Raw genomic sequence first — 23,607 nt, forward strand, 5'->3', positions numbered from 1 at the left:
ATGCCCGTTTCATCTGATTATATTTATCGTTTAGTTTTTATCCCACCATACCTTAGTGTCTATCTTATTTGCTCCCTGTCTCGAAATAGCTTCTTGTACGTTGGTGCTGTTTGCACCTAGTTCAAAGGAAGAGTACATAAACCTAGTGGGCATAATGCCATTGGTGGCCCCCGTGGATAAATCGTCACTGGTCCTTACCGGTATAACAGGATAACCGGTACGCCGTATATGGGACCAGCCCTCAAAGAAATTGGGGATCAGTGCCAACCACATCTGAACGCCGATCTGCTCCTCATCATTTATTCCTGATAGATTGGCTATGGTAGAACCCATGAAGTTGGTAATTTCCGTAGCATCAACTTCCCATTGGTTAAAGGACACCTCGATACCTTTTCTATATAATATGTTGGCCTGAACGGGATCTTCATCATAGGCCAGGGCCGCCTCGGCCCTTAAAAGCCAAGTTTCGGCGGCGTTCATGATATAAAGTTTGCTTTCCGGGGAAGAGAGGGCAAGGCCCATATCGGATAAGTTGGCAAAATTGGAATTTCCAAATGCCTGATCGGTCAGGCCGTTGACAATGCCGGAAAACTGTCCGTTACTGTCCTGACCTACAAACACTGTTAATCTAGGATCATTGGTAACCTGCATTTGATTTATCAAAAATGCCGACATTTTAATGGATGGGAAGCCTGTACGTCTGTTAAACCAAGCATTGCCGGTGCCTTCCGTTTCAATCATATAGGCATCATGTTCAGGGGTTTCCATTAAGGGCTCGGACAAACATTGGGAAACGGTAGATCGGGACAGGCCTGCATCTACATAGCGCAAACGCATGGCCAGACGTAGCCGAACGCTATTTGCGAACCGTACCCATTTTTCCAAATCATTGTTGTAGATGGGATCCGAATCGGGATACGCCATGGCAGGATCTGCGGTCTTCAAAGTACCGATACTGTTGGTCAATCTCATGATCAGGTCTTTGTAAATACTTTCTTGGGGATCATATTTAGGAAGCAATATATCCTGCGATTTGCCTTTCCCGCCCTCGGTGTAAGGTACATCCCCATAACCATCGGTAATCTTTGCATAGCCCAATACGGCAATAATATTGGCAAGGGCATATCTCACATTGTTTTGGGTACCGGGTTTGGAGGTGAGTTCCAAAACCTCTTCAATATGGCGTATTGTTCCACTATACCCCTCATTCATAATGCTGTTGTAATCTTGGTCATGGCCATCCCCATATTGATCCGGGGCCCTCCAAGTACTTCCTGCCACATAATAATGGGCATACATACCGGCAAAATGGGAAGACCCATTGTCCGTAGTTCCTTGATATAAACTCCTGACCGCCTTGGTAAATAAAGCAGCATCATCTATTTCGGTTACGGCATTCGGATTATCATAAAGGTCTTCCAAATGCCCCTCGCAGGAAAGGAACAGCACTCCCAATACAGCTACAGCTGCTGTTTTACTTATCACCTTATATATGGTTTGCATATTCTTCTGTTTAAAAGTTGATTTTTAGGTTCAGTCCATAGCTCCTGGTAGAGGGCAGCGATGAATGTTCAAAAGCAGTACTGGCCGGGCCGCTACTATAGGTCGCCTCGGGATCGATATCGCCGGCAGCATTGTATAGAAAGAGCAAGTTTCGGCCAACGGCGGACAGACTTGCCGATTGAATAAACGTTTCCCGTAAGATGTTCTTGGGAAAATCGAAAGTCAGTGCCACCTCCCTAAGCTTAACGTTGGTAGCATCCAAAATGATGTCGGTGGCAATTTGGTTGGAAAATATATCCGTAAACTGTTTAAGTAGGGCGCTGGTGGCATTGTCATTTTCAAAACCAGTAAACTCATTGATGCCTTCTTCTATAATTCCATTTTCCCTCCCCACTAGACTTCGTTCATCCGTTCCAAAAAATAGGCGGTACCCTCTCCCGTACGAATAATATTCCCCACCTGCCTGAACGCTGATAAGGGAACTCAAGCTAAAGTTCTTGTAACGGATCTTGTTCGTAAAACCGCCGTACCAATCCGGGTTTATATTTCCCAGGGCAATGCGGTCCCCTCTTTTGGCGAGACCATCATTTCCAATTATTTTCCTTCCGAAATTATCCCTTAGAAAATCATTGCCATAAATGGTCCCGAATTCCTGACCCGGTCTTGCCTCCACGGAAGCGGTCCAGAGAGACCCCAGGGAAATGCTTTCCAATCCTTCATTTAACGTAATTACCTTGGAGTTACTTTTGGTAAAGTTAAACCCTATGTCCCATGAAAAATTTTCGGACTCAAAAGGAATTACATTCAACTGGGCCTCAATGCCCTTGTTTTCAATTTCTCCGGCATTGATCACTTTTGAGGAATAGGCCGTGGTCCCTGAGATTGGAACGGCCATAATTTGGTCTGTAGTGTTCGTCTTGTAATAAGTGACATCCAAAGTGATTCTGTTCTTTAGAAAACCAATATCAGCCCCAATTTCCCAAGATTCGGATGTTTCCGGCCTTAGATCAAAAGAGGGAAGACTTCCTGAAATCGAGGCAACGGTATAGGGCAATGTTACCGTTTGATCAACGTTGTAAACTGCCTGTGTCCGATAGGGGCTGGTGTCGTTCCCTACTTTGGCAAAGGACCCCCTTAGTTTGCCCAGACTTAATATGTTGGGATTGATGCCCAATAATTTGGTGAACAATAGACCCATATTCTCCGAATGGTACCAATAGGAATTATTGGCCTGGGGCAATGCGGAAGAATTATCGTTTCTCAGGGTGGCATCGAAATATAAAAAGCCTCCGTAGCCAAATTGTCCAAGCGCATAGTAGGAATAAATGGCTTTTTTTGAAATTCCCTCAGAGGAGAAGGAGTTTTTGTAATTGCTGATTCTATAAAAATTGGGAACCTTGGCATCGTTGCCCGAAATATTTTTATAGCTGCTGTATTCATTGCGGTAATTGGCCCCCAAACTTAGGGTGATATTGATATCGGAAATATTGGTGGAATATGTTCCTAAAATATCAGAGTTCCAGATATTACTTTTATCGTTATCATGATTGTATGCGCCCAATCCGTTTTGCACGGCCTGTGCCCCTGTTGCCCCATAACTAATGAAATCAGTAATGATATAGTCCATACCCGATTTTGCCGTGATATTGAACTTGTCATCAATCTCCCAATTTGCGGAGATAAAGCCTTGAAAATGGTCTTTTTCATCTACATTGCCCGCATTGTCCAACGCCCAATAGGGGTTGTTAAATGTATTGTCCAAATTCCATTTTATTTCTTCCCCAAATGCATTTACTGTATTGTTCCGGACATCTTCCAGACGGATGTCCCTTGGCATCAGGGAAAGTTGTAATGCCGTATTTCCGCTCCCTTCGGCCAATTGCGGTCTATTTTTTACCTTGGAAGTGATATAGGCCATTTTCCCATCAACAATAAAATTATCTGTCAGTTTGGAGGAACCTCTTAGGCTAAATGTCTGTTTTGCCAATGTATTGTTGCCCACGATACCCTGTCCGTCCTCATCCGTTATGGCCAATCTAAACGAACCCTTATCATTTTTCCCTTCAAAGGCCAGGGAGTTGGAGATGGTAAAACCGGTTTGGTAAAATTCTTTATAGGGGTTTCCAGTAGGGTTGGGCGAGTAGCTCTCCTGCTTTCCCAGCCAGTTGGTATACTGTTGTCCCTCCATTCTTGGGCCCCAGCTCCATGAAAAGGGATAATCCAGAACGGGCCTTCCATCGGCATTTATAGGTGCAAAATCCCCAAATGCACCTGCCCCGTATTCGTTTTGGAAATCAGGGGTTAGGGCAACATCTATAAACGAGAAGGACGAATTGAAGGAAATGCCTACGCCGTCCTTTTTTGTTCCTGACTTGGTGGTGATCAAAATTACCCCGTTCATGCCCAGTGAGCCATAGGCCGCTGCCGCTCCTGCTCCTTTGAGCACACTGATGGATTCTACATCATCTGGATTGATATCCGATAGGTCGTCACCCCGGTCGATTCCCCCGCTTCCGCCGGCACCACCGGAACTATTGCTAATGGGAATACCATCTACCACCACTAAAGGTCTATTGTTCCCGTTAATTGTGGTAATACCCCTTAGGAGTACCCGACTGGAGCCATCAACCCCAGTATTTGATTGTGTAATCTGCAATCCCGAAACTTTCCCCGAAAGCGAATTCATAACATTGTTTTCCCTTGCTACGTTAACTTCTCCAGCGGATACCTGGGAGATGGAATAGCCAAGGGATTCCTTGTTCCGCTGTATGTTAAGGGCAGTAACTACCACCTCGTCCATCTCTTCGGCATTAATTTCCAAGAAGACATTAATGGTGTTCCTATCTTCAAGGGCCACTTCCTTGGACGTATATCCAATAAAAGAGAATTGAAGTATGTCGTCCCCACTGAGGTTGGCAAGGGTATAATTCCCATCGAAATCCGTGGTCGTTCCAGTATTTGTACCCTTTACCAATACGCTTACTCCAAGTAGCGGGGTGTTGGTGTCTTTTTCCAGTACCTGACCGGAAATGGTTTTTTGGGACCGTACGGTAATAGTAGTACCGAATATGGCCAATATTAGAATTAGTTTGTTCATATATAAGTGGTTTGGTAGTTTATTTAAGTGGTTCCCGGAAAATTGTAAAATTCCTTTACCCTATGGGACGGGTTTAATGCTTTAATTCCAAAATATATTCGGCTACCGCCATCTTGGCTTCCTCCGATAAATAATCTTGGGGCGGCATTTCCGGATAGTCTTCCCTCAGGTTTTTTGGAGCTGTGATATAGTCTACGATCCCCTGGGGGTTGTCCTTATGTATTGCCTGAAGGATTTCGGTCGGCGGACCTATCAATCTGGTACCGAATGCGTGACAGCCTGCGCAGACCCCGTAATAGGTGAGCTCACCCAATTCTTCCGGGGAAACCGATCTAGGTGGCACCGGAGACGGGGTCATCATGGTTGGGATATCCTTGGTATCGGTTATTTCTGCAATGCCGTAATTATCCAGACCAAAGGTCCGATATCTGTTCTTATCCCTTATCGTGCTTCCGGATCCCCCTCCATAGGCAAAAATATCGGGTCCCTTTGTGTCCATTTGGGTAAGCATTATAGCCTTTATTTCACCGGTAGGGGCGTTGCCATTGTTGAACATAATATTATCAAGGATTACCACCCTATCCGGATTTCCTTCGGAATTTGGGTCATTGGCCTTGGGGTCTCCCGTAGCAAGATCCACAATGGTAATTCCAGTGTTGTTGTTTCCGGTAATGATATTATTTTCTACGATTACGTCATCGGCCGCCATGATCAAAATTCCGGTACCGGGGGGGATTCCTGAAACGGTAGACCCCGGTGCGCCAAAGTTTTCATGGTTGTTGTTTACCACAAAGTTGTTGCGCATAATAACATCAAAAGTAGTTTTTATGGGAAGCCCCGGGGTTACAAAGGCCAACAGTCCGCCTGTATTGTTGTGGGCATAATTATTTTCTACCAAACAGTGCCTGGAGTTTTCAATTTCAATACCCGCAACATTATCGAACACTTCGTTGTGCAGTACGTCTACATTATCGCACATACCAACATAAATGGCCGCATCCGCTATTTTGCTCAGGACGTTATGTTCAATAAGTCCGTTTTTGCCATATTGTGGAAAAATGCCATAAACGCCGGTGTCAATAATCCAGTTATTGCGGATTATGAAGTTGTTGCCGGCCTGGCCCATTACGCCATTGCCTTTGTAGTTGATTATTTTAAAATTCTCGATAAGAATTCCATTGCCCGAATAAAGGAAGGCATCGTTTATTTGCTTTTTGCCGTCCAAAGTGGGCCATTCCCCATTGATCACCACTCCTTGTAGGCTTATATTATTCTTATCAATGTAAACGTTCTCCGAATACGTTCCGGGATATACGCGGATCAGGTCGCCGGGGTTGGCCTTATTTACGGCATCCTGAATGGATGAGCCTTTGTTGACCTCTATGATACTTCCAGTAAACTCCTGCCTGTTGGTTACTTGTGTGGTATCATTGGTATGCCCAATATTTCTATATTTTATGGTGGAAGGTATGGGAACGGTCTCCACATTTTTTTGTCCAAAGAACCATTTTCCAATGAACACCCCTATTCCTAAAAGTACCATAGCGGTGATGATTTTTATAAAAGGCGATTTTTTCTTCATTTTTAAGTTGCTTTTAATTAGGTTGATGATTTTAGACCCGATGGCAGGACCTCGGGGATTTTAGGTGTAAAGGATTCATCGGTCAGCGTTTTAAGAAAGTCTACCAAGCGGTCCAATTCGTAATCGGTTAAATTGGGCTCCCATATGTGCCAGTGTATCAATAATTTTTCCCCCTCAGGTACGGCATGGCCCCGACCGTCCGTATAAAATTGTACCGTTTCCCGAAGTGTTTTGAATCTCCCAGAGTGCATATAGGGAGCCGTCCGGGCAATATTTCGAAGGCTGGGAACCTTAAAGGCCCCACGGAGGCTTTTGTCTTTAAATGGAATTTCGGCACCCGGGTCCAAGGGCAGATTATCGGGCTCGGGAGTACCTATAACTGCAAATTGTTGATTGGTGAACAGGGGAGGGGTATGGCATTCAGCACAGCGGGCTACGAAGGATCTAAATACATTTAGACCTTCAATTTCGTTCTTGTTCAATGCTTCATCGTAGCCATGGGCATATTGGTCGTACCTGCTATTTAAAGAGATCAGGGAGGATTGGAAAGCGGTAATGGCCTTGGTAATTTCATGGAGGGCAATGGGTTGGTCCCTATGCCTATTGGGATATGCCTCTGCAAACAATGTTCTATAATTTTCAATTTCATTTAGGGTACTGAGCAAGTTTTCCAGTGTATTTCCCATCTCTTCCTTAGAAAACAACGGTTCCAACATCTGCTCCTCCAAAGTTGAGGCACGACCGTCCCAAAACAGTTTTTTTAAATAGCCTACATTATAAAGGGAAGGTGCCGCCCTTTTTAATCGTTGTCCGTCCTTGCCACGGCTAGTGGCCAATCCATCGCTAAATCCTTTGTTGGGATCATGGCAGCTTGCACAGGAAATGGTTTGGTCGGCAGAAAGTAAGGGATCAAAAAACAAATACCTTCCCAAATCAATTTCTTTTGGGGAAAAGCCATCGCGAATTTCCGGCAGGGCCGATTTTAGGCCACCAACACCGGCCTTGTTGGTTATTGCATATTGGTTATAGAGATTTTTGGCAATGCACTCATTATTCCCGTTAAGTTTAAATCCTGGAGGGCAATTGCTTTGTAAAATTGGAACGGGGTGGTAGGCAGTGGTACTTTGGCCGGATAAAATTATCAGTACCAAGATTCCTAAAATGGATCCCGAAACGATTACCTTTAATATGACCCTACTTTTTTTCACCCGGTTTTAATTCACCTTTTGTTTTTCAATCATTAATTGATCTGGTTATTCCCAATTGCTTAAGGGGCATGTTACCTTGGGACTTTTGGACCCTATTTGAACAAAATAACCTGACATTTTGTAATTGTCCCTGGACTATATCCTATGTACTGCGCTGCTAATACACAGTTTATAGGCACAAATTAAGGAGGGTACTACAACTAGTGTTATGTTAATGCTATTATGTCGGTTAAGTCGCCGTTATTTTCTATCTGGACGAGGCAAAAAATAGTTGCATAGCATAGCTACGGAACTCTTTTTTAACGATGGTCAGGTGAAAAAGAACAAGACTTGGGGTGACTAAAATAAGGTTAACAGGACACTAGCTGTTATGTCTATGAAATTTTGTGATGAAATAGCCCTATTTGGGATTAATGGGGTATTTTTTTAAGTTGGAGGACCTTTTCAAACCTGGTCCTGTAACCCAAAGAAACGGGTATTTTTTCTTCCGGTATATGTTGGATACTTAGGATGTAGCCTTTTTTGGTTTTCTTTACGGCGTTGATATGGGCAGTATTGACCATATAGGATCTATGGATCCGGACTATCTTTGGGTCTTGGATAATACCGTCCAATTCCTTGAAACTCATTCTAATGAGTTCCTTGTTGCTTTTTTCTCCTTTGAGGTAAAAGATTTCCAAATAGTTCCCTGCAGATTTGATATACAACAGCTGGTTATATTTAATGGCCAATACCACCTTATTGTTCTCTCCGTTCAAAATCAATAGTTCACTGATTCCTTCCGAACCTGAGCCTTCTATATTAAATTGAATTTCCTTTTTGAAAGAGGATATTTTTTGTTTGATCTGGGCATACCAGAGAAACAATGTATAAGGCACCACCACTACAAGCCCTATTTGCCGGAACGTTATAAAAAATTCAGAAACCTGCTCCTGAAATGTTTTAAATGAAGGACTATAGGCCAGCTCAAAGATAAATGCCATCAATCCCATTTCCATAAGGCCCCACGGTATTAGACTATAGATCTTGAATCTTTTGGGCCCTAAAGTGGTACGGACTACGAACTGACTGAAAATTAGTACGCTCAAGCCGATCAGGATGAACTCCCAGTAAAAATTTTTGCCCCATGTATTTATGTTATAGGGGTCGTATATATTTATAAAAATAAAGGAATACAGACAGATAAAGCCGATAAGGAAAAGTTTGCTCCCAGTGGAATCCAGATAGGGAACATCCTGTTTTAATATTGTTTTTATACGCTTCCTCATAGGATGTACCGGTTACAAAAACAAGGCATGCTAATTTTTTTAGGTTTAGGGGTCGGATTATATTGTTGCTTCGAATCTAGTGAAAATACTTTTTATAGGGATGCCCCTATGGAATTATCTTTTCGGTAATAGCTCTTGGGTTTTCTTATTTACGGCCGGCCCAGTTGGCCATACCGGTGCATTCCGATTGCTATGGGGAAATGCCATTTATTATAGTTGGCAGTGGCCGTTAGCAGTTGCAGTGGGCAATGACAGTCTTCAGTAGGCAGTAGCAGTTGGCAGGGGAAAGTTCAAAGTTATAAAGTTGAAAGTTTGAATGTTGAAAGTTTTGAATGTTGAAAGGTTTCAAGCATCTAATATCTCAATTCTAGTATCTAGTATTTATTGCCTATTGCCCATTAACTTAGTCTATGTTATGCCGTTTATTATCGGAATGAAGTCTTAATGCACTTGTTTTCATGTCCGCATATCTAGGATCCGGAATATAATCCATCTTTTGCATTTTAAAGACCTCTATACTCAAGAAGCCAAATTCACTGACCACCTTTCCATAAAAGCGATAAATACCCCTTCCCCTGAAAAAATATTTTGCAGCTATAGGAGGAAAGAGTACGGTATCAAAAACTTCCCCGTGCCGATCTACCAAAGTGGCAAAATTCATGCGGGTTCCTTGATGGGTCCTTGTGTTTTTTACGGTCACCAGATACCCGTAAATATCAATATTCTTGCCCAGATGGCCTTCCAGATCCCTTTTGCCATTTGCGTTGCTGGGAGGCTCCGCCAAAATATCGAACGGACTGCAAAGGGAAAACCCCATAAGTTCCAATTGGGTAAAGGCCATTTCCAGATCGGTGGCGTACAATCTTGGAATTTCAAAATGTTTATGGGTAGCATTGAACAATTTGGGGTGGTCCAATTTTGTGTTTTTGGACAGTGAAAGATGGGCTTGCCATAAGAGTTGGTGTTTATTTGTCCCGGTAAACCCAAAGGCGTCTATTCGGATCAGGATGCTCAATTGTTCTATGGATATAAAGATCCTATCCAGAAAATTGGTCAATGATAAAAACGGACCATTGGCAGTTCTTTCAGTTATAATATGGTGTATTACTTTGTCTTCCAAATCCCTAAGGAACATAAACCCCAGGTACAATTCCTTACCTTTAATACAATTGGCCATAAAACTTTTATTGATGCACGGAGAGTGAATTTTTGCCCCTAGCATACGTGCTTCGTGTATATAGAATTCGGGACTGTAGAAGCCTCCTCCATTGTTGAGTACGGCTACCATATACTCCAAAGGATAATATGCTTTTAGGAATAGGGTCTGATAACTTTCAACCGCATAGGATGCCGAATGGCCCTTGGCGAAGGCATAGCCGGCAAAACTCGCTACCTGGTCCCAAATTTCAAAAATAAGGGTATCGTCATAACCTTTTTTTCTACAATTGTCCACAAACCTTTCCTTTACCTTTTGGAACTCTTCCCTAGACCGAAACTTGCCGCTCATACCCCGTCTTAGAACATCGGCCTCGCCAAGGGTAAGACCGGCAAAATAGTGGGCTACCTTTATTACATCCTCCTGATATACCATTACACCGTAGGTTTCGGGCATTATGGACAACATAATCGGATGTGCCCTTTCCTTGGCGCGTTGTGGATCCCTATGCCGCAATACATACTCGCGCATCATACCGCTTTTGGCCACTCCAGGGCGTATAATGGAACTGGCGGCCACCAATCCCAGATAATTATCGACTTCCAGTTTCTTGAGCAACATTCGCATGGCAGGAGATTCAACATAAAAGCAGCCCATGCATTGGGCACTCTTGACCAGGTTGTTGATAAGGGGGTCATTTTTAAACCGGGCAATATCATGGATGTCTATGCTGTTTATTTCCTCAGGCCAATTATAGCTTATGATTTCCAAGGTCTCTTCAATTTTGGCCAGACCCCTTTGGGATAGGATATCAAATTTAAAAAGGCCAACATCTTCCGCAATCACCATATCGAAATGCGTGGTAGGATACCCCTTGGGGGGGAGGTGGGTAGCGGAAAAATACTGTATGGGCTTTTCGGTGATAAGGATGCCACCGGCATGGATACTTAAGTAATTGGGCATTCCTTTAAGCAATTGCCCGTACTTTAGGACCAATGAGGCTATTTTGTCCAAATCCGTAGCCTTATAATTGCTGTCGCATAGAACATCTATTTCCTCTTTGGGCAGTCCGAATACTTTGCCCAGTTCACGTATAGCCCCTTTTTCCTGGAAAGTAACATAGGTACCCAAGAGCGTAACGTTGGGGAAACGCTCAAAAATGTACTGGGTCATGGCCTCGCGGTCTTTCCATGAAAAATCCAGGTCGAAATCGGGAGGGTTTACCCGGTACAGGTTAATAAAACGTTCAAAGTAGAGGTCCAGTTCTATAGGGTCTACATCGGTGATGCGTAGCAAATAGGCTACTATGCTATTTGCCCCGCTGCCCCGGCCTACATAAAAGAAGCCCTGTTTTCTGGCATGGGAAACAATATCCCAATTAATGAGAAAGTAGGGTACGAACCCCATTTTCTTTATCAAGTCCAATTCCATTTGGAGTCGGTCCAGAATTACCGTATCTATTTTACGGTGTCCGTACCTTTCAGGCAAGCTTTTTTGGCACAGTGCTTCTAAAAGGTTCTCGTCCTTTTCTTTGTCTCCAAGGTAGGATAACAGGTTTTGGGGCTTTCTTTTTTCTGAAAAATCGAAATAAATTTGGCAGGACTGCATTAATCGCTCCGTGTTCTTCAAAATATATTCATATTCTGAAAAAGCCGATAATAGGTTTGTCTTTGGAAACATTTTTTCTTCAGGATCGGCTTCCTCGCTCGGGGACAATTTACTTAGGAGTACGTTGTTGTCAATGGCGCGTAGCAGTCGGTGGGCGTTGAAATCACTTTTATTCCGAAAGGTAACGGCTTGGAGGACCACCAATTTATCCCTATAATCCATTATTTTGGTAAAGGGCAACCTTCTAAGATCTTTAATGGATATGCCTATAAACTCATGCTCCAAATACGAGTCACGTTTATCGAGCAATACTTTTTCAAAGGGATATATTACATAGGCATGGTTAAAAACCGGAGCCACGGATTCTATTTTTTTATGATGGTGCAGGTGATCGGACAGGAAATTGTTCAGTTCCTGATACCCTTGGTTGTTTTTGGCCAGACCAATAAAACACGGATCTACCCCGTTTCTGAAATCGATTCCCAAAATGGGCTTGATGCCTTTTTCCTGTGCCTTTCTTACAAAATTCAATCCTGCCGAAGTGTTGTTGATATCGGTCAGGGCCAATTGATCTATATGGTTCCTTTCGGCCAATTCCAGCAATTCTACCTCGGATATGGTTCCGAAACGAAGGCTGTAATATGAATGGCAGTTTAAGTACATTTCTTGACTCGGGTAGGTACGGCTTTGGCCAAAGGTACAAGGTTTTGGTTTCCGTTCCAGCCTGAACCTATAGGTAATTTTATGGGTCCATTGAACCGCGATTCCGGATTGTAAAAATTCTTAGGCAGCTAGGGCTATGCAACATTTTTTGCCTTGGCCGGATAAAAAATAACCGCGACTTAAACGACACAGTAGCATTGACACGACACTAATTTCGCTTGCTACGGTTTTCCCACTTAAGGTCTTTAAGTATGGAGCTCTTTATCCCTATAAAGAAATACCAACGTTTGTATGTGCCAAAGGGGGTCCAGTTAAAGTTCATCCTAAAACTTTTAAGGTCCCTCTCAAACCGCAGTTGGGTAAGCGTAAATCCCTTGTTTTTGAAATCGTAACCGGAGGAACCTCCAATTTTCCATCTCGGGGAAAGTTGAATATTTCCTGAAAACATCAGGGAGTGGCTCCCAATGGTGTTCTGTCTATTGGAATTGCTGTAGTTTACGGCATAGGCCAACCTCAGGTCCCATGGCAATTTTGTACCATACACCGGGTTTTCCACATCTTCGGAACCTTGGTCCCTTTCATCTTCCGGTCTATTTTCGTTAAAGTCGTCGCCCTTTCCAAAAAGGTCGTCATCCCTACCCCCGCTTGCCGCCACATAGTCGTATTCATCTTTGTCGTCCTCTTTTATGTCCTCTTTCTTTTTTCCAAAAGTCTCACTGCTTAGGGAATAGCTAAGGTTGGCCCGCGCGGAGGTAAGCCTCAAAAGGCTCCCGCCATTGTCCACATTGAAGGTGTTTATACGGGTACCATTATTGTCTATGGCATAGGGATCCAAACTGGCACCAAAATTAATGGCCATTTTATTGTTGAGAATGTTGGTTCCGCCACTAATGTTCAAGGGACTTAGCTTTAATGAATCCGCTTCAAAATTATATCCGGTAGAGAGGTTAAGATTGCTCAGTAGCGATATTTTTTTCGGTTTGGTGGCCGTAGAGTCCTTGTCGCTCACCTTTGCCTCAAATTGGTTACCCAGGGAAAAGCTCATAGAACTTGATTTATTCAGGCCAGGGGCACCGTTAAGGGTGCCTTCGAACCTGCTATATAGTTCCAATTCATCATTGGCCCCAATATAACTGTCATAGTATTGATCAAAAGACGGGGTATAACCATAGCTTATAGATGGTCTCATAACATGTCTTATGGCCTGTATTTTTTTATCCTCCCCAAAATTTACCAGACCGTATAGGGTGGTACCGATACTGGCACTGAAGTTATATGTGCCAAAACGGTCAAACCCATTAATGGTATCCGTAACCACCTCTCTTTTGGTAGTGGGGTCATAGCCCCTCTCATACGTTTCTATGGCCCATACATCCTCGTAGGAACCGCCAACACTTACACTAAAATGTTTGGCCACTTTGAAATTGGTACTCAAGGGAATGGAGCTTCTGGCGCCAAAACGGGAATTATCGAACATTCTACTCGTTAAAAAATCTTCTTCGGTAGTAGAAATACTATTTCTTGCGTTCAGGTTATATTGAAAGTTAATATTCTGAATGATTCCTTTTTTTATGCCTTCGCGTGGAGCGAAAGGAAATATACGCTCCATACTGGCCTGCAGGGTGGGCAGGGTTACATCTACTGCCCCCGTATTGGTATTTTGGTTGTGCGTGGCCGTTAAACTAAGGTTTACGGATGGATATTCCGGGAACGTCTTGGAGTAGGATATGGAGGATGATAAATTGTTGACCTGGGTATTGGGCAGGTTCTGCTGTAAAAGGGAATTTCTGTAATAGGAACTGCTCCCTAGGTTTACCGAGGCCTGAAACCTGGAATTGGGATTGCTTTTGGCATCCTGGGCATGGGAAATCTGAATATTATATATGGTAGACCTGCTGTAATCGCTAAATCCTTTTTGACTGGTAACCAGGTTTTCGTATCTAAAATTTACATTCCCTCTATATTTATATCTTTTGCTGTATACGGATTGGGTCCTTAGGCCATAGCTCCCATTGGAATATAGGTCCCCCGTCAGGGTAAGGTCTACATAATCGTTTATGGGGACATAGTATCCTCCGTTCTGCAAAAAATAGCCCCGGGTGGGGTCGCTGCCAAAAGTAGGCATCATCAGTCCCGCTGTTCTGCCTACGGTTAAAGGAAAATAGGCAAAGGGAAGAGCCACAGGGGTAGGTACATCGGCTATATAAAGGTTACTGAATCCAGCGATTACCTTTTTTTGGGGCACAAATTTCGCTTTTTTTACACGTATATAGTAATCTGGGTTTACGGTATCCTTGGAGGTGGTTAGCTTGCCCTCACTAAGGAAATAAACGGAATCGTTTTCTTTTTTGGTAATCTCTGCATATACCTTCATGGCATCACTTCCCAACTGGCCCAAACCGGCCTGTTGTTCCGTTCTGGAATTCCATATAATGGCCTTTTGGCTGTCAAAATTAAACCGTATGGAGTCTGGGACCACTTCATTCGTGCCCTGTTTAAAAAATGGCAATTGGGTATAATTCCCAAGGGAATCTTTTATACGGCCTGCATAGACTTCATTCTTTACGTAGTCCATTATAATAATGCCGGCCTTTAATTCGGTATCCTGATAATAGAGTTCCGCCTCGTTATAAAGATATATTTTTTGTTCCTTTCTGCTCATTCTCACGTAATCCTTGGCCTTGTATTTTATTTTGTCCAGGAGAAGTGGTTTTTTGCCGTTTAAAGAGTCTACTTTTGTAGAGTCGGTTATGAGGCTATCCTGCAATTTGGGGTCGGGCAAAAGAGGGGCTTTTATGGTATCCCTAAAAGCAACAATGGGCAGGGGCTTTATTTGGTCTTCTTGGGCAGATGCAGTAAATGCACCATATAATAGGAGCAATAGGAAAAGTACATGATGTTTATTTGATTGCAAAGCTATATATCCTATTTTTGTAACGGTTTAGCTACATTTTGGGCTCAAACTTACATATATTTTTTGTTCCGCTTGTAGGGTATTGCAATAAATTTAACCTAATTAAAAGATCAAATTATCTCTAGTTATATGAATATGAAACGGTTTTATATTATTCCATTTATTATTTTAACATATTTGCTGTCTTCCTTTGGTTTAAATAAGGGGAACTATGGCAATGACGAAAAATTTGTCGTTGTTTTGGATGCGGGGCATGGAGGGCATGATCCCGGTAATTTGGGGAACGGATATTTGGAAAAAAACATAGCTTTAAGGATTGTTCTGAAGGTAGGCGAAATTTTGGAAAGGAACCCCAATATCAAGGTCATATATACGCGTAAGGACGATACCTTTGTGGACCTTTACCGCAGGGGTGAAATAGCCAACAAGGCCAATGCCGATTTATTTGTTTCCGTACACTGCGACTCACATAGTTCCGATGCCCATGGTGCAGGTACTTTTGTATTGGGACTGCATGCCAATAAACAAAACTTTGAAATAGCAAAGAAGGAGAACTCGGTAATATATCTGGAGGATAATTATGAAAGTAGGTACGCCGCCTACGATATTAACTCGCCGGAATCCATAATTGGCCTGACCATTATGCAGGAAGAGTTTCTGGACCAAAGTATCAATCTTGCAAAATTGATGCAGGAAAATTTCTCAAATAAGTTGAAGAGGACCGATAGAAAAGTGAAGCAGGCCGGTTTTATTGTGCTTCACCAGACCTTTATGCCCAGTGTTCTGGTAGAGACCGGGTTTTTAACGAACAAGGAGGAAGGTGCTTATTTAAATTCTGCCAAAGGACATAACGAAATGGGCAAGGCCATTGCCGATGCCATTTTGGCCTATAAGGGCGAGATGATATCGGGAGCGGACCCCATAGTGGCCAACAATACCCCTGTAGCCAATGAAGCAAAGAGGGAGGGGAATAAGAAATCGGAACAACTGGTGCTGGAGCAAAAACCGGTCAAGAACATACCCAAAACAGTACTGGTCGTAAAGAATGAATCGGACAATAGTACCAAGGAGATGGTAGAGGAACCTGTTAAGAAAGAAGCGCCCAAGTCCGTTGAAAAGGAGCCAAAGAATGCTGCAAACATCATATTTAAGGTGCAAATTTTTGCCAGCTCAAAAAATATTCCATTACATTCGGAGAATTTTAAAGGGTTGAACACCTTGTCCAAAGAGCCTTACAATAATTTATACCGTTATATGTACGGCAATACGGATTCCCATTTCCAGGCCACACTTTTAAAGAGCAATGCAGATGCCAAAGGATATGATACTTCGTATATTGTGGCCTATAAGGATGGGGTGCGCATTTCCGAAACCGAGGCGCTTAAATACGTTTCGGAATAATAACCGCTCTTCTAAAAATTATTTCTAATTTTGTTTGGAACAGAAAAAAGAGCTTTGTAAATGGGCATGGCCTAAAATTGATGGCAGACCTGAATGAAGATATACGGGTTATTCCCCATGGTTATCGGGAAGGGATGTGTAAATTTTTTAGGTGGGAACGGAGCGAAGGGAAGTGGTTACACTCGTTCCCAACCTGCCCGACTAGTCGCTCAGGCAGGTTTTTTAATTACTCACTAAGTGAGATTTAAAATGCTCCGACGCTTGCCCGCCCGTATCGTTCGGACGGGCCCGCCCGTATCCGTTCAGGCGGGCGTCGAAATGTTTTTCAGGTTTTCCGCCTGATGCCTCGTGGGCCTGCCTTTGTCGGTAGACAGGCTTGCCCTGGGGTTGTTCACTATAAAACCAATTAATTATTAAAATTTAAACGTGTGAAAATATCTAGGGAAATAAAAACAGGTATTATAGTCTTGGGGGGTATCCTTTTATTCATACTTGGTTTTAGTTATTTAAAATCTACACCTCTTTTTGATAATAGCAAGACGTTCTATGCCGTATACCAGCATGTGGGTGGATTACAATCCGGCACACAGGTTACCATTAACGGCTTTTCGGTAGGGAAGGTGAACGATATTAAATTCAACGACGCCTCAGGGAACCTTTTGGTGACCTTTACGGTAGACAACGAATTCTCCTTTTCCAAAAACAGCAGTGCCGAATTGTACGATACCGGAATAATAGGCGGAAAGGGAATACAGATAAAGCCTGTTTTTGATGATGCCGTCATGGCAAAATCTGGAGACACCTTGCCTTCCAGCATCAGGCCTGGACTTACGGAATTGGTACAGCAACGCTTGACCCCCCTTCAGATGAAAGTGGAAGGGGCCGTATCCAATGCCGATTCCCTGTTGATGAACGTTAACGATATTTTGGATCAAAAGACGAGAAGGGACCTAAGGGAAAGTATTGCAGGATTGAACCAATTGGTGAAAAGTTTTCAGGGAAGCGCCAATTCCCTAAACCAAATCCTAACGGAAAACAAGGGCGACCTGGACAGGTCCATTAGTAATTTAGGTACCATTACCGATAATTTCAACAAACTTTCGGACACCTTGGCCAATGCCGGTCTGGGCCAGACCATAAAAGGCTTGCAGGCCACTATGGGGAAAATTGATGCCATGATGGCCAAAATAGAAGGGAGTGAGGGCTCCTTGGGGAAATTGGTGAACGACAAAGCACTTTATAACAATCTGGCCGATGCCTCCAGGGAACTGGATTTACTTTTGCAGGATTTTCGCCTAAATCCAAAACGTTATGTAAACGTTTCCGTATTTGGCAAAAAGCAAAAAGATTACACCGTTCCTGAAGAAGATCCGGCCGAAAAATAGAGAATCACCATATGGATTATATTCCTAATATTGTTTTTGCAATTATACTTATTGCCGGAATTGGTTTTTTTGTAGAAAATATTAAAAAGCTTTCCCGAAATATAAAATTGGGCAAATCGGTAGATACCAGTGACAATAAACCCCAACGGTGGAAAAATATGTCCAGGATAGCACTGGGGCAGACCAAAATGGTGGTACGCCCAATTGCGGGCATTCTTCATATTATAGTTTATCTTGGTTTTATCATTATCAATATCGAAGTCCTTGAGATTATAATGGACGGACTTTTTGGTACTCATAGGATATTTGCTTTTTTGGGCGGATTTTATAGTTTCCTAATCGGATCCTTTGAAATACTGGCCTTGTTGGTCATTATTGCGGTAGTTGTTTTCTGGATCCGTAGAAACCTGATCAAGTTGGGGAGATTCCTTAACCCGGAGATGGACGGGTGGCCAAAAAAGGATGGAAATTTAATTCTTTATATAGAATTGGTCCTCATGGTACTTTTTCTGACCATGAATGCCGCCGATTATCAATTACAGCAAATGGACGTGGCCCATTATACCAAGGCCGGGGCCTTTCCCGTCAGTATGTTCATCGCCCCTTTATTTGAAGAAATGTCCATAGCCTCCATAATTCTATTGGAAAGATCGGCATGGTGGTTACATATTGTCGGCATTCTCATATTCTTGAATTATCTATATTATTCCAAGCATTTACATATTTTATTGGCATTTCCGAATACCTATTTTGGAAAGTTAAGGCCTAAGGGACAGTTTGATAATCTGGAGGCGGTGACCAAGGAAGTACGGTTGATGATGGACCCAAGTGCCGATCCATTTGCGGCACCCGATGGGGATGCACCCCTGCCGGAAAAATTTGGAGCTTCGGATGTTATGGACCTTAAATGGGTGCAATTATTGAACGCCTATACCTGTACGGAATGTGGGCGCTGTACCAGTGAATGTCCGGCCAACCAAACGGGCAAAAAGTTGTCCCCCCGTAAAATTATGATGGATACCAGGGATAGGTTGGAAGAAGTTGGCAAGAATATTGATACCAATAAAGGAGCCTTCGTTGATGATGGCAAACAATTGTTGGGAGACTATATAACCCATGAGGAACTTTGGGCATGTACCTCCTGTAATGCCTGTGTGGAGGCTTGCCCAGTGAGTATTGATCCCTTGTCCATTATAATGGATATGCGCCAGTATTTGGTTATGGAACAGTCTGCCGCACCATCGGACCTGAATAATATGATGGGAAATATAGAGAATAATGGTGCCCCTTGGCCTTTTAACCAAATGGATAGGCTTAACTGGTCCAAGGAATCATAATGAAATTACCGCTATTATGGAAAATGAATTGAAAGTACCCACAATGGCAGCACTTTTTGCCGCAGGCCAACAACCGGAAGTATTATTTTGGGTGGGCTGCGCTGGAAGTTTTGATGATCGGGCAAAAAAAATAACCAAGGCCTTTGTCAAGATCCTGAACAAGGCCAATGTTAGTTTTGCCGTGTTGGGAACCGAAGAGAGCTGTACGGGAGATCCTGCCAAGAGGGCCGGTAACGAATTTTTGTTCCAGATGCAGGCAGTGACCAATATTGAGGTACTGAACGCTTATGGGGTGAAGAAAGTGGTCACGGCCTGTCCCCATTGTTTTAATACCCTGAAAAATGAATATCCAGGCCTTGGGGGGAATTACGAGGTGGTACATCATACCCAATTCCTGAAACAGCTGTTGGAAGAAGGCCGAATCACAATGGAAGGCGGGCAGTACAAAGGCAAGAGAATTACTTTTCACGACCCCTGTTATTTGGGACGGGCCAACAATGTCTACGAAGCCCCGCGCGATCTGATCCGCAAGTTGGATGCCGAACTGGTGGAAATGAAAAATTGTAAAAAGCGTGGACTCTGTTGCGGTGCGGGAGGGGCCCAAATGTTTAAAGAGCCTGAAAAAGGCAACAAGGATGTAAATATTGAGCGTACCGAACAGGCGCTGGATATTAAACCGGATATAATAGCAGCCGGTTGTCCATTTTGCAATACCATGCTGACCGATGGAGTAAAAAATAAGGAAAAAGAGTCCTCCGTAGTGGTAATGGACATTGCAGAGCTGATAGCCAGAGCGGAAGATTTGTAAATTTGCAGTAATAATGACCATGATACTCACTTCGAGCGCCCGCCCTTACCGAACGGTCCGTTCGGGCGGGGAGTCTAGAAGTCGTCTTACGTTCAGCTTAACATTAGGTAAAAATGAATTGAACGATATACCATAGGGGGAATCGTTTGGATGAACATTAAAAAATTTAATAAATGCGCGTAGAATTTAACACATTGCCGGATGAATCCAGAGTTTGGGTCTTTCAAGCCAGTAGAAGTTTTTCCGAAGAAGAATTGCAGCAACTAAGACAGGATATGGATGCCTTTGTAGCCGATTGGACCGCCCACGGAAGCGATTTAAGGGCAGGCTATGAAATTAGGTATAACAGATTTATTATCCTTGCCCTGGATCAAACCCTCAACGCCGCTTCCGGATGTTCCATAGATGCCTCGGTTCGCTTTATTCAGCAACTGGAGCAGCAGTACAAGGTGGAGCTTTTGGACAAAATGAATGTTTCCTATAAACAGGGCGATTTTGTGGCATACAAATCCTTGGTCGACTTCAAAAAAATGGCCAAGCAAAAAGCGGTTTCCAAAAATACCATCGTCTTCAATAATCTGGTAACCAATAAGTACGAATACCAGAATCATTGGGAGGTGCCCGCAGAAGAAAGCTGGCACGGCCGTTTTATGTAAGCCCCGCCGATCCGATAATACTGCTCCGCCCTTGGTTGGGGCTGTATTTCGGATAAGTATAATATTTCAAATAATTCTTAGTTACCATCAAAGATGGATTTTTTTATGCGTATAAATTCCATAGCATTATTACTTTTCATAACAATTAACGCTGTCCAAGGTCAGGTAGACCCTTTGGTCACCAAGGATACTTTGGCGCAGCGGAACTGGGTAGAGGCCACTTACAATGGGATGTCCCTGGACGAAAGATTGGGACAGTTGTTTATGGTCATGGTTACTTCGGATCAGGATAGGGCCGGTACCGAAAAAACAAAAAAATTGATCAGGGAACATCATATTGGTGGGCTCATTTTTTCTACTGGCGGTCCTGTCCGTCAGGCCAAACTGACCAACGATTATCAAAAGAGTTCTAAAGTGCCGCTGATGATAGGTATGGATGCCGAATGGGGTCTGGCCATGAGATTGGATTCTACCTATGCCTTTCCCTGGAATATGACCCTAGGGGCCATTAAGGATAATGCTATAGTGGAGGAAGTAGGAAACCGTATAGGCAGGCACGCAAAAAGATTGGGGGTCCACATTAATTTTGCCCCCGATATCGATATCAATATCAATCCCCTAAATCCAATAATTGGGAATCGTTCATTTGGGGAGGATCGCGAAAATGTGGCCGAAAAGGGAATTGCCTATATGAAGGGTATGGAAAGCGCAGGTGTCCTTTCCAGTGGAAAGCACTTTCCGGGACATGGTGATACCGCTGTGGATTCCCATAAAGCTTTGCCCGTAATCGATTTTACCAAGGAGCGATTGGACAGTATAGAGCTGTACCCTTATAAAAAGTTGATCAAGGAAGGCCTAAGCAGTGTTATGGTGGCCCATTTAAGTGTGCCAAGTTTGGAGATCAAGGAGGGGTATCCCTCTTCCTTATCCGAACAGATCATTGGGGAGGTGTTGCAGGAACAGCTTAATTTTAAGGGATTGGTGTTCACCGATGCGTTGAATATGAAAGGAGTATCCAATTTTGCCAAGGAAGGGGAAGTGGAACTTTCCGCCTTTTTGGCGGGCAACGATATTCTTTTAATGCCTTTGGACGTAGCCAAGGCCAAGGCCAAACTTTTGGAAGCCTATAACAAAGGTAGGATTACGGAAAACAGACTGGCTACCTCCGTGAAGAAGATATTGATGGCAAAGTATAAGGTGGGACTTAATAACTATACGCCTATAGAAACCAAAAATCTTTATGAAGACCTCAACTCCCTGGAGGATGATCTGCTGTACGAGGAGGCCATTGAAAATGCCATTACCGTGATTAAAAATGATTTTTCGTTGTTGGCTATCAAAAAGTTGGAAAACAAGAAAATTGCTTATGTAAAGTTCGGGGATGCCGAAAGCGATCCCTTTCTAAAGGAATTGAACAAATACGCCAATGTAACGCAGGTCAACGGTAAGGACATAGCTACCCTTAAGCAGAAATTAAGCGAGTATAATTTGGTGATCATCGGCCTGCACAAGAGCAATGAAAGCCCATGGAAGGCCTATAAGTTTACCAAAAATGAACTTGTTTGGTTAGAGGAAATAGCGAGGGCACGTACCTCCAATCTTATACTGGCCGTATTTGCAAAACCCTATGCCCTCTTGGATGTGCTGTCTTTTGATAGTGTGGACGCGGTAATAGTGGGTTACCAAAATAGTGAATTGGCCCAGGAGAAAACGGCTCAGGTAATTTTTGGGGCACTTCCGGCAAAAGGGGTTTTGCCCGTTACCTCCCATGCCGACTTCCCCGTTAATACAACTATTCCTTTGGAGTCCTTGATGCGTTTGGGATATAGTTTTCCCGAACGGGTAGGAATAAGTTCCGATAAATTGGCAAGAGTGGATGAAATGGTCAAGAACGGCATTGATTCCTTGATGTTTCCGGGGGCACAAATAGTGGTAGCAAGGAAGGGAAAAATAATTTACAACAAAGGATTTGGAAAACCAACCTATGATTCGGACCAAAAAATAACCCCGGACCATATTTATGATCTGGCATCCATAACCAAGATTTTGGCCACCTTGCCCATGGTAATGAAGATGGAGGAGGAGGGAAAAATTGCTTTGAACAATACCTTTGAGGAACTTATCCCGGCCTATTCCGATTCCGATCTAAAAAATGTTACCGTCCTAAAGGCGCTATCGCACTATGGTAGGTTGCCCGCTTGGATAGCCTTTTATATAGATACTTTGGACGATAAAAGAAAACCGTCTACAGAATTTTACAGACATCATTCAACCAGTGGTTATTCCGTTAAGGTAGCGGATCAATTGTTCATAAAGGATGTCTACACGGATTCTATCTACAACCGGATTGGGAGACAGCAGCTTAAATCCAACAGGTACCGCTACAGTGATGTGGCCTATTATGTTATGAAAAAGTATATTGAGGATACTTATAAAATGCGATTGGACAGTTTGGCCGAGGCGTTTTTGTACAGGCCTATAGGTGCCACACATACCGGGTTTAATCCACTTAACAGCTTCTTAAAAGAGAATATTGTTCCTTCGGAGGAAGATAATTATTATAGGTACCAGACGGTGCAGGGTTATGTGCACGATATGGGAGCTGCTATGCAGGGCGGAGTAGGAGGGCATGCCGGCCTCTTTAGCAATGCCAATGATGTTGCCAAGATGATGCAAATGTACCTTCAAAATGGGTATTATGGGGGACAACAATTTTTGGAGTCCAGAACGGTAAAGAAGTTCAATACCTGCTATTTCTGTGATCAAAACGTAAGACGGGGGATTGGTTTTGATAAACCGGAACCCAATGGTGGGGGACCGGCCTGTAGTTTGGTTTCCAGGAAAAGTTTTGGACATAGTGGTTTTACAGGGACCTATACCTGGGCCGATCCGGAAAAGGATTTGGTATACGTTTTTTTGTCCAACCGGACCTACCCCACGGCTTCCAATACACTATTGGTTAAATCTGGGTTAAGAACACGGATTCAGAAGGTCATTTATGAGGCGATTATTAATTAAACC

The 23,607-nt window shown here is 43.3% G+C and carries 13 protein-coding genes; 6 read left to right on the forward strand and 7 right to left on the reverse strand.

The annotated features are described in order from the left end of the window. Positions 1 to 30: 30 nt before the first annotated feature. The 7 genes from D0S24_RS14145 to D0S24_RS14175 form a co-directional block, all read right to left on the reverse strand. The gene (locus tag D0S24_RS14145) at positions 31 to 1,503 is read right to left on the reverse strand and encodes a SusD/RagB family nutrient-binding outer membrane lipoprotein (protein ID WP_117020518.1); all 1,473 of its coding nucleotides are present in this window, start codon (positions 1,501 to 1,503) and stop codon (positions 31 to 33) included. A gap of 10 nt (positions 1,504 to 1,513) precedes the next feature. Next, positions 1,514 to 4,600, reverse strand: coding sequence for a SusC/RagA family TonB-linked outer membrane protein (locus tag D0S24_RS14150; RefSeq protein ID WP_117020519.1), 3,087 nt, complete (start codon positions 4,598 to 4,600; stop codon positions 1,514 to 1,516). A 73-nt stretch (positions 4,601 to 4,673) separates the two neighbouring features. Then, positions 4,674 to 6,182 carry a parallel beta-helix domain-containing protein gene (locus D0S24_RS14155; protein ID WP_117020520.1) on the reverse strand — a complete coding sequence of 503 codons (1,509 nt, stop codon included), beginning with the start codon at positions 6,180 to 6,182 and terminating at the stop codon, positions 4,674 to 4,676. A 17-nt stretch (positions 6,183 to 6,199) separates the two neighbouring features. Continuing rightward, positions 6,200 to 7,390, reverse strand: a complete 1,191-nt coding sequence (locus tag D0S24_RS14160) for a cytochrome-c peroxidase (protein WP_117020521.1) — start codon at positions 7,388 to 7,390, stop codon at positions 6,200 to 6,202. A 410-nt stretch (positions 7,391 to 7,800) separates the two neighbouring features. Then, positions 7,801 to 8,658, reverse strand: coding sequence for a LytTR family DNA-binding domain-containing protein (locus D0S24_RS14165; protein WP_117020522.1), 858 nt, complete (start codon positions 8,656 to 8,658; stop codon positions 7,801 to 7,803). A gap of 403 nt (positions 8,659 to 9,061) precedes the next feature. Further along, complete coding sequence (locus D0S24_RS14170) at positions 9,062 to 12,085, reverse strand: DNA polymerase III subunit alpha (RefSeq protein ID WP_117020523.1); 3,024 nt, start codon at positions 12,083 to 12,085, stop codon at positions 9,062 to 9,064. A 208-nt stretch (positions 12,086 to 12,293) separates the two neighbouring features. Continuing rightward, positions 12,294 to 14,999, reverse strand: coding sequence for a putative LPS assembly protein LptD (locus D0S24_RS14175; protein WP_117020524.1), 2,706 nt, complete (start codon positions 14,997 to 14,999; stop codon positions 12,294 to 12,296). 129 nt (positions 15,000 to 15,128) lie between these two features. Between D0S24_RS14175 and D0S24_RS14180 the strand changes: the two genes are divergently transcribed. From D0S24_RS14180 to D0S24_RS14205, 6 genes are all read left to right on the forward strand, one after another. Next, entirely contained in the window at positions 15,129 to 16,400 is a 1,272-nt protein-coding gene (locus D0S24_RS14180; RefSeq protein WP_408912547.1) for an N-acetylmuramoyl-L-alanine amidase, read from the forward strand. A 428-nt stretch (positions 16,401 to 16,828) separates the two neighbouring features. Then, complete coding sequence (locus D0S24_RS14185; RefSeq protein WP_117020525.1) at positions 16,829 to 17,785, forward strand: MlaD family protein; 957 nt, start codon at positions 16,829 to 16,831, stop codon at positions 17,783 to 17,785. A gap of 11 nt (positions 17,786 to 17,796) precedes the next feature. Next, entirely contained in the window at positions 17,797 to 19,122 is a 1,326-nt protein-coding gene (locus tag D0S24_RS14190; protein WP_117020526.1) for a (Fe-S)-binding protein, read from the forward strand. A gap of 16 nt (positions 19,123 to 19,138) precedes the next feature. Further along, the gene (locus D0S24_RS14195; protein WP_117020527.1) at positions 19,139 to 19,930 is read left to right on the forward strand and encodes a (Fe-S)-binding protein; all 792 of its coding nucleotides are present in this window, start codon (positions 19,139 to 19,141) and stop codon (positions 19,928 to 19,930) included. 173 nt (positions 19,931 to 20,103) lie between these two features. Further along, positions 20,104 to 20,586, forward strand: coding sequence for an ABC transporter ATPase (locus D0S24_RS14200; RefSeq protein WP_117020528.1), 483 nt, complete (start codon positions 20,104 to 20,106; stop codon positions 20,584 to 20,586). A 105-nt stretch (positions 20,587 to 20,691) separates the two neighbouring features. Continuing rightward, positions 20,692 to 23,604 (forward strand): glycoside hydrolase family 3 N-terminal domain-containing protein, encoded by a 2,913-nt coding sequence (locus D0S24_RS14205; protein ID WP_117020587.1) that lies wholly within the window; start codon positions 20,692 to 20,694, stop codon positions 23,602 to 23,604. Positions 23,605 to 23,607 lie beyond the last annotated feature (3 nt).

It is taken from the genome of Arenibacter sp. P308M17, from assembly GCF_003426735.1.
Taxonomy (GTDB): domain Bacteria; phylum Bacteroidota; class Bacteroidia; order Flavobacteriales; family Flavobacteriaceae; genus Arenibacter.

Excerpts from the sequence above, each read along its gene's own strand:
- D0S24_RS14145 (WP_117020518.1), bottom strand. The coding sequence starts at position 1,503 with ATGCAAACCATATATAAGGTGATAAGTAAAACAGCAGCTGTAGCTGTA.
- D0S24_RS14150 (WP_117020519.1), bottom strand. The coding sequence starts at position 4,600 with ATGAACAAACTAATTCTAATATTGGCCATATTCGGTACTACTATTACC.
- D0S24_RS14155 (WP_117020520.1), bottom strand. The coding sequence starts at position 6,182 with ATGAAGAAAAAATCGCCTTTTATAAAAATCATCACCGCTATGGTACTT.
- D0S24_RS14165 (WP_117020522.1), bottom strand. The coding sequence starts at position 8,658 with ATGAGGAAGCGTATAAAAACAATATTAAAACAGGATGTTCCCTATCTG.
- D0S24_RS14170 (WP_117020523.1), bottom strand. The coding sequence starts at position 12,085 with ATGTACTTAAACTGCCATTCATATTACAGCCTTCGTTTCGGAACCATA.
- D0S24_RS14180 (WP_408912547.1), top strand. The coding sequence starts at position 15,129 with ATGAATATGAAACGGTTTTATATTATTCCATTTATTATTTTAACATAT.
- D0S24_RS14190 (WP_117020526.1), top strand. The coding sequence starts at position 17,797 with ATGGATTATATTCCTAATATTGTTTTTGCAATTATACTTATTGCCGGA.
- D0S24_RS14195 (WP_117020527.1), top strand. The coding sequence starts at position 19,139 with ATGGAAAATGAATTGAAAGTACCCACAATGGCAGCACTTTTTGCCGCA.
- D0S24_RS14200 (WP_117020528.1), top strand. The coding sequence starts at position 20,104 with ATGCGCGTAGAATTTAACACATTGCCGGATGAATCCAGAGTTTGGGTC.
- D0S24_RS14205 (WP_117020587.1), top strand. The coding sequence starts at position 20,692 with ATGCGTATAAATTCCATAGCATTATTACTTTTCATAACAATTAACGCT.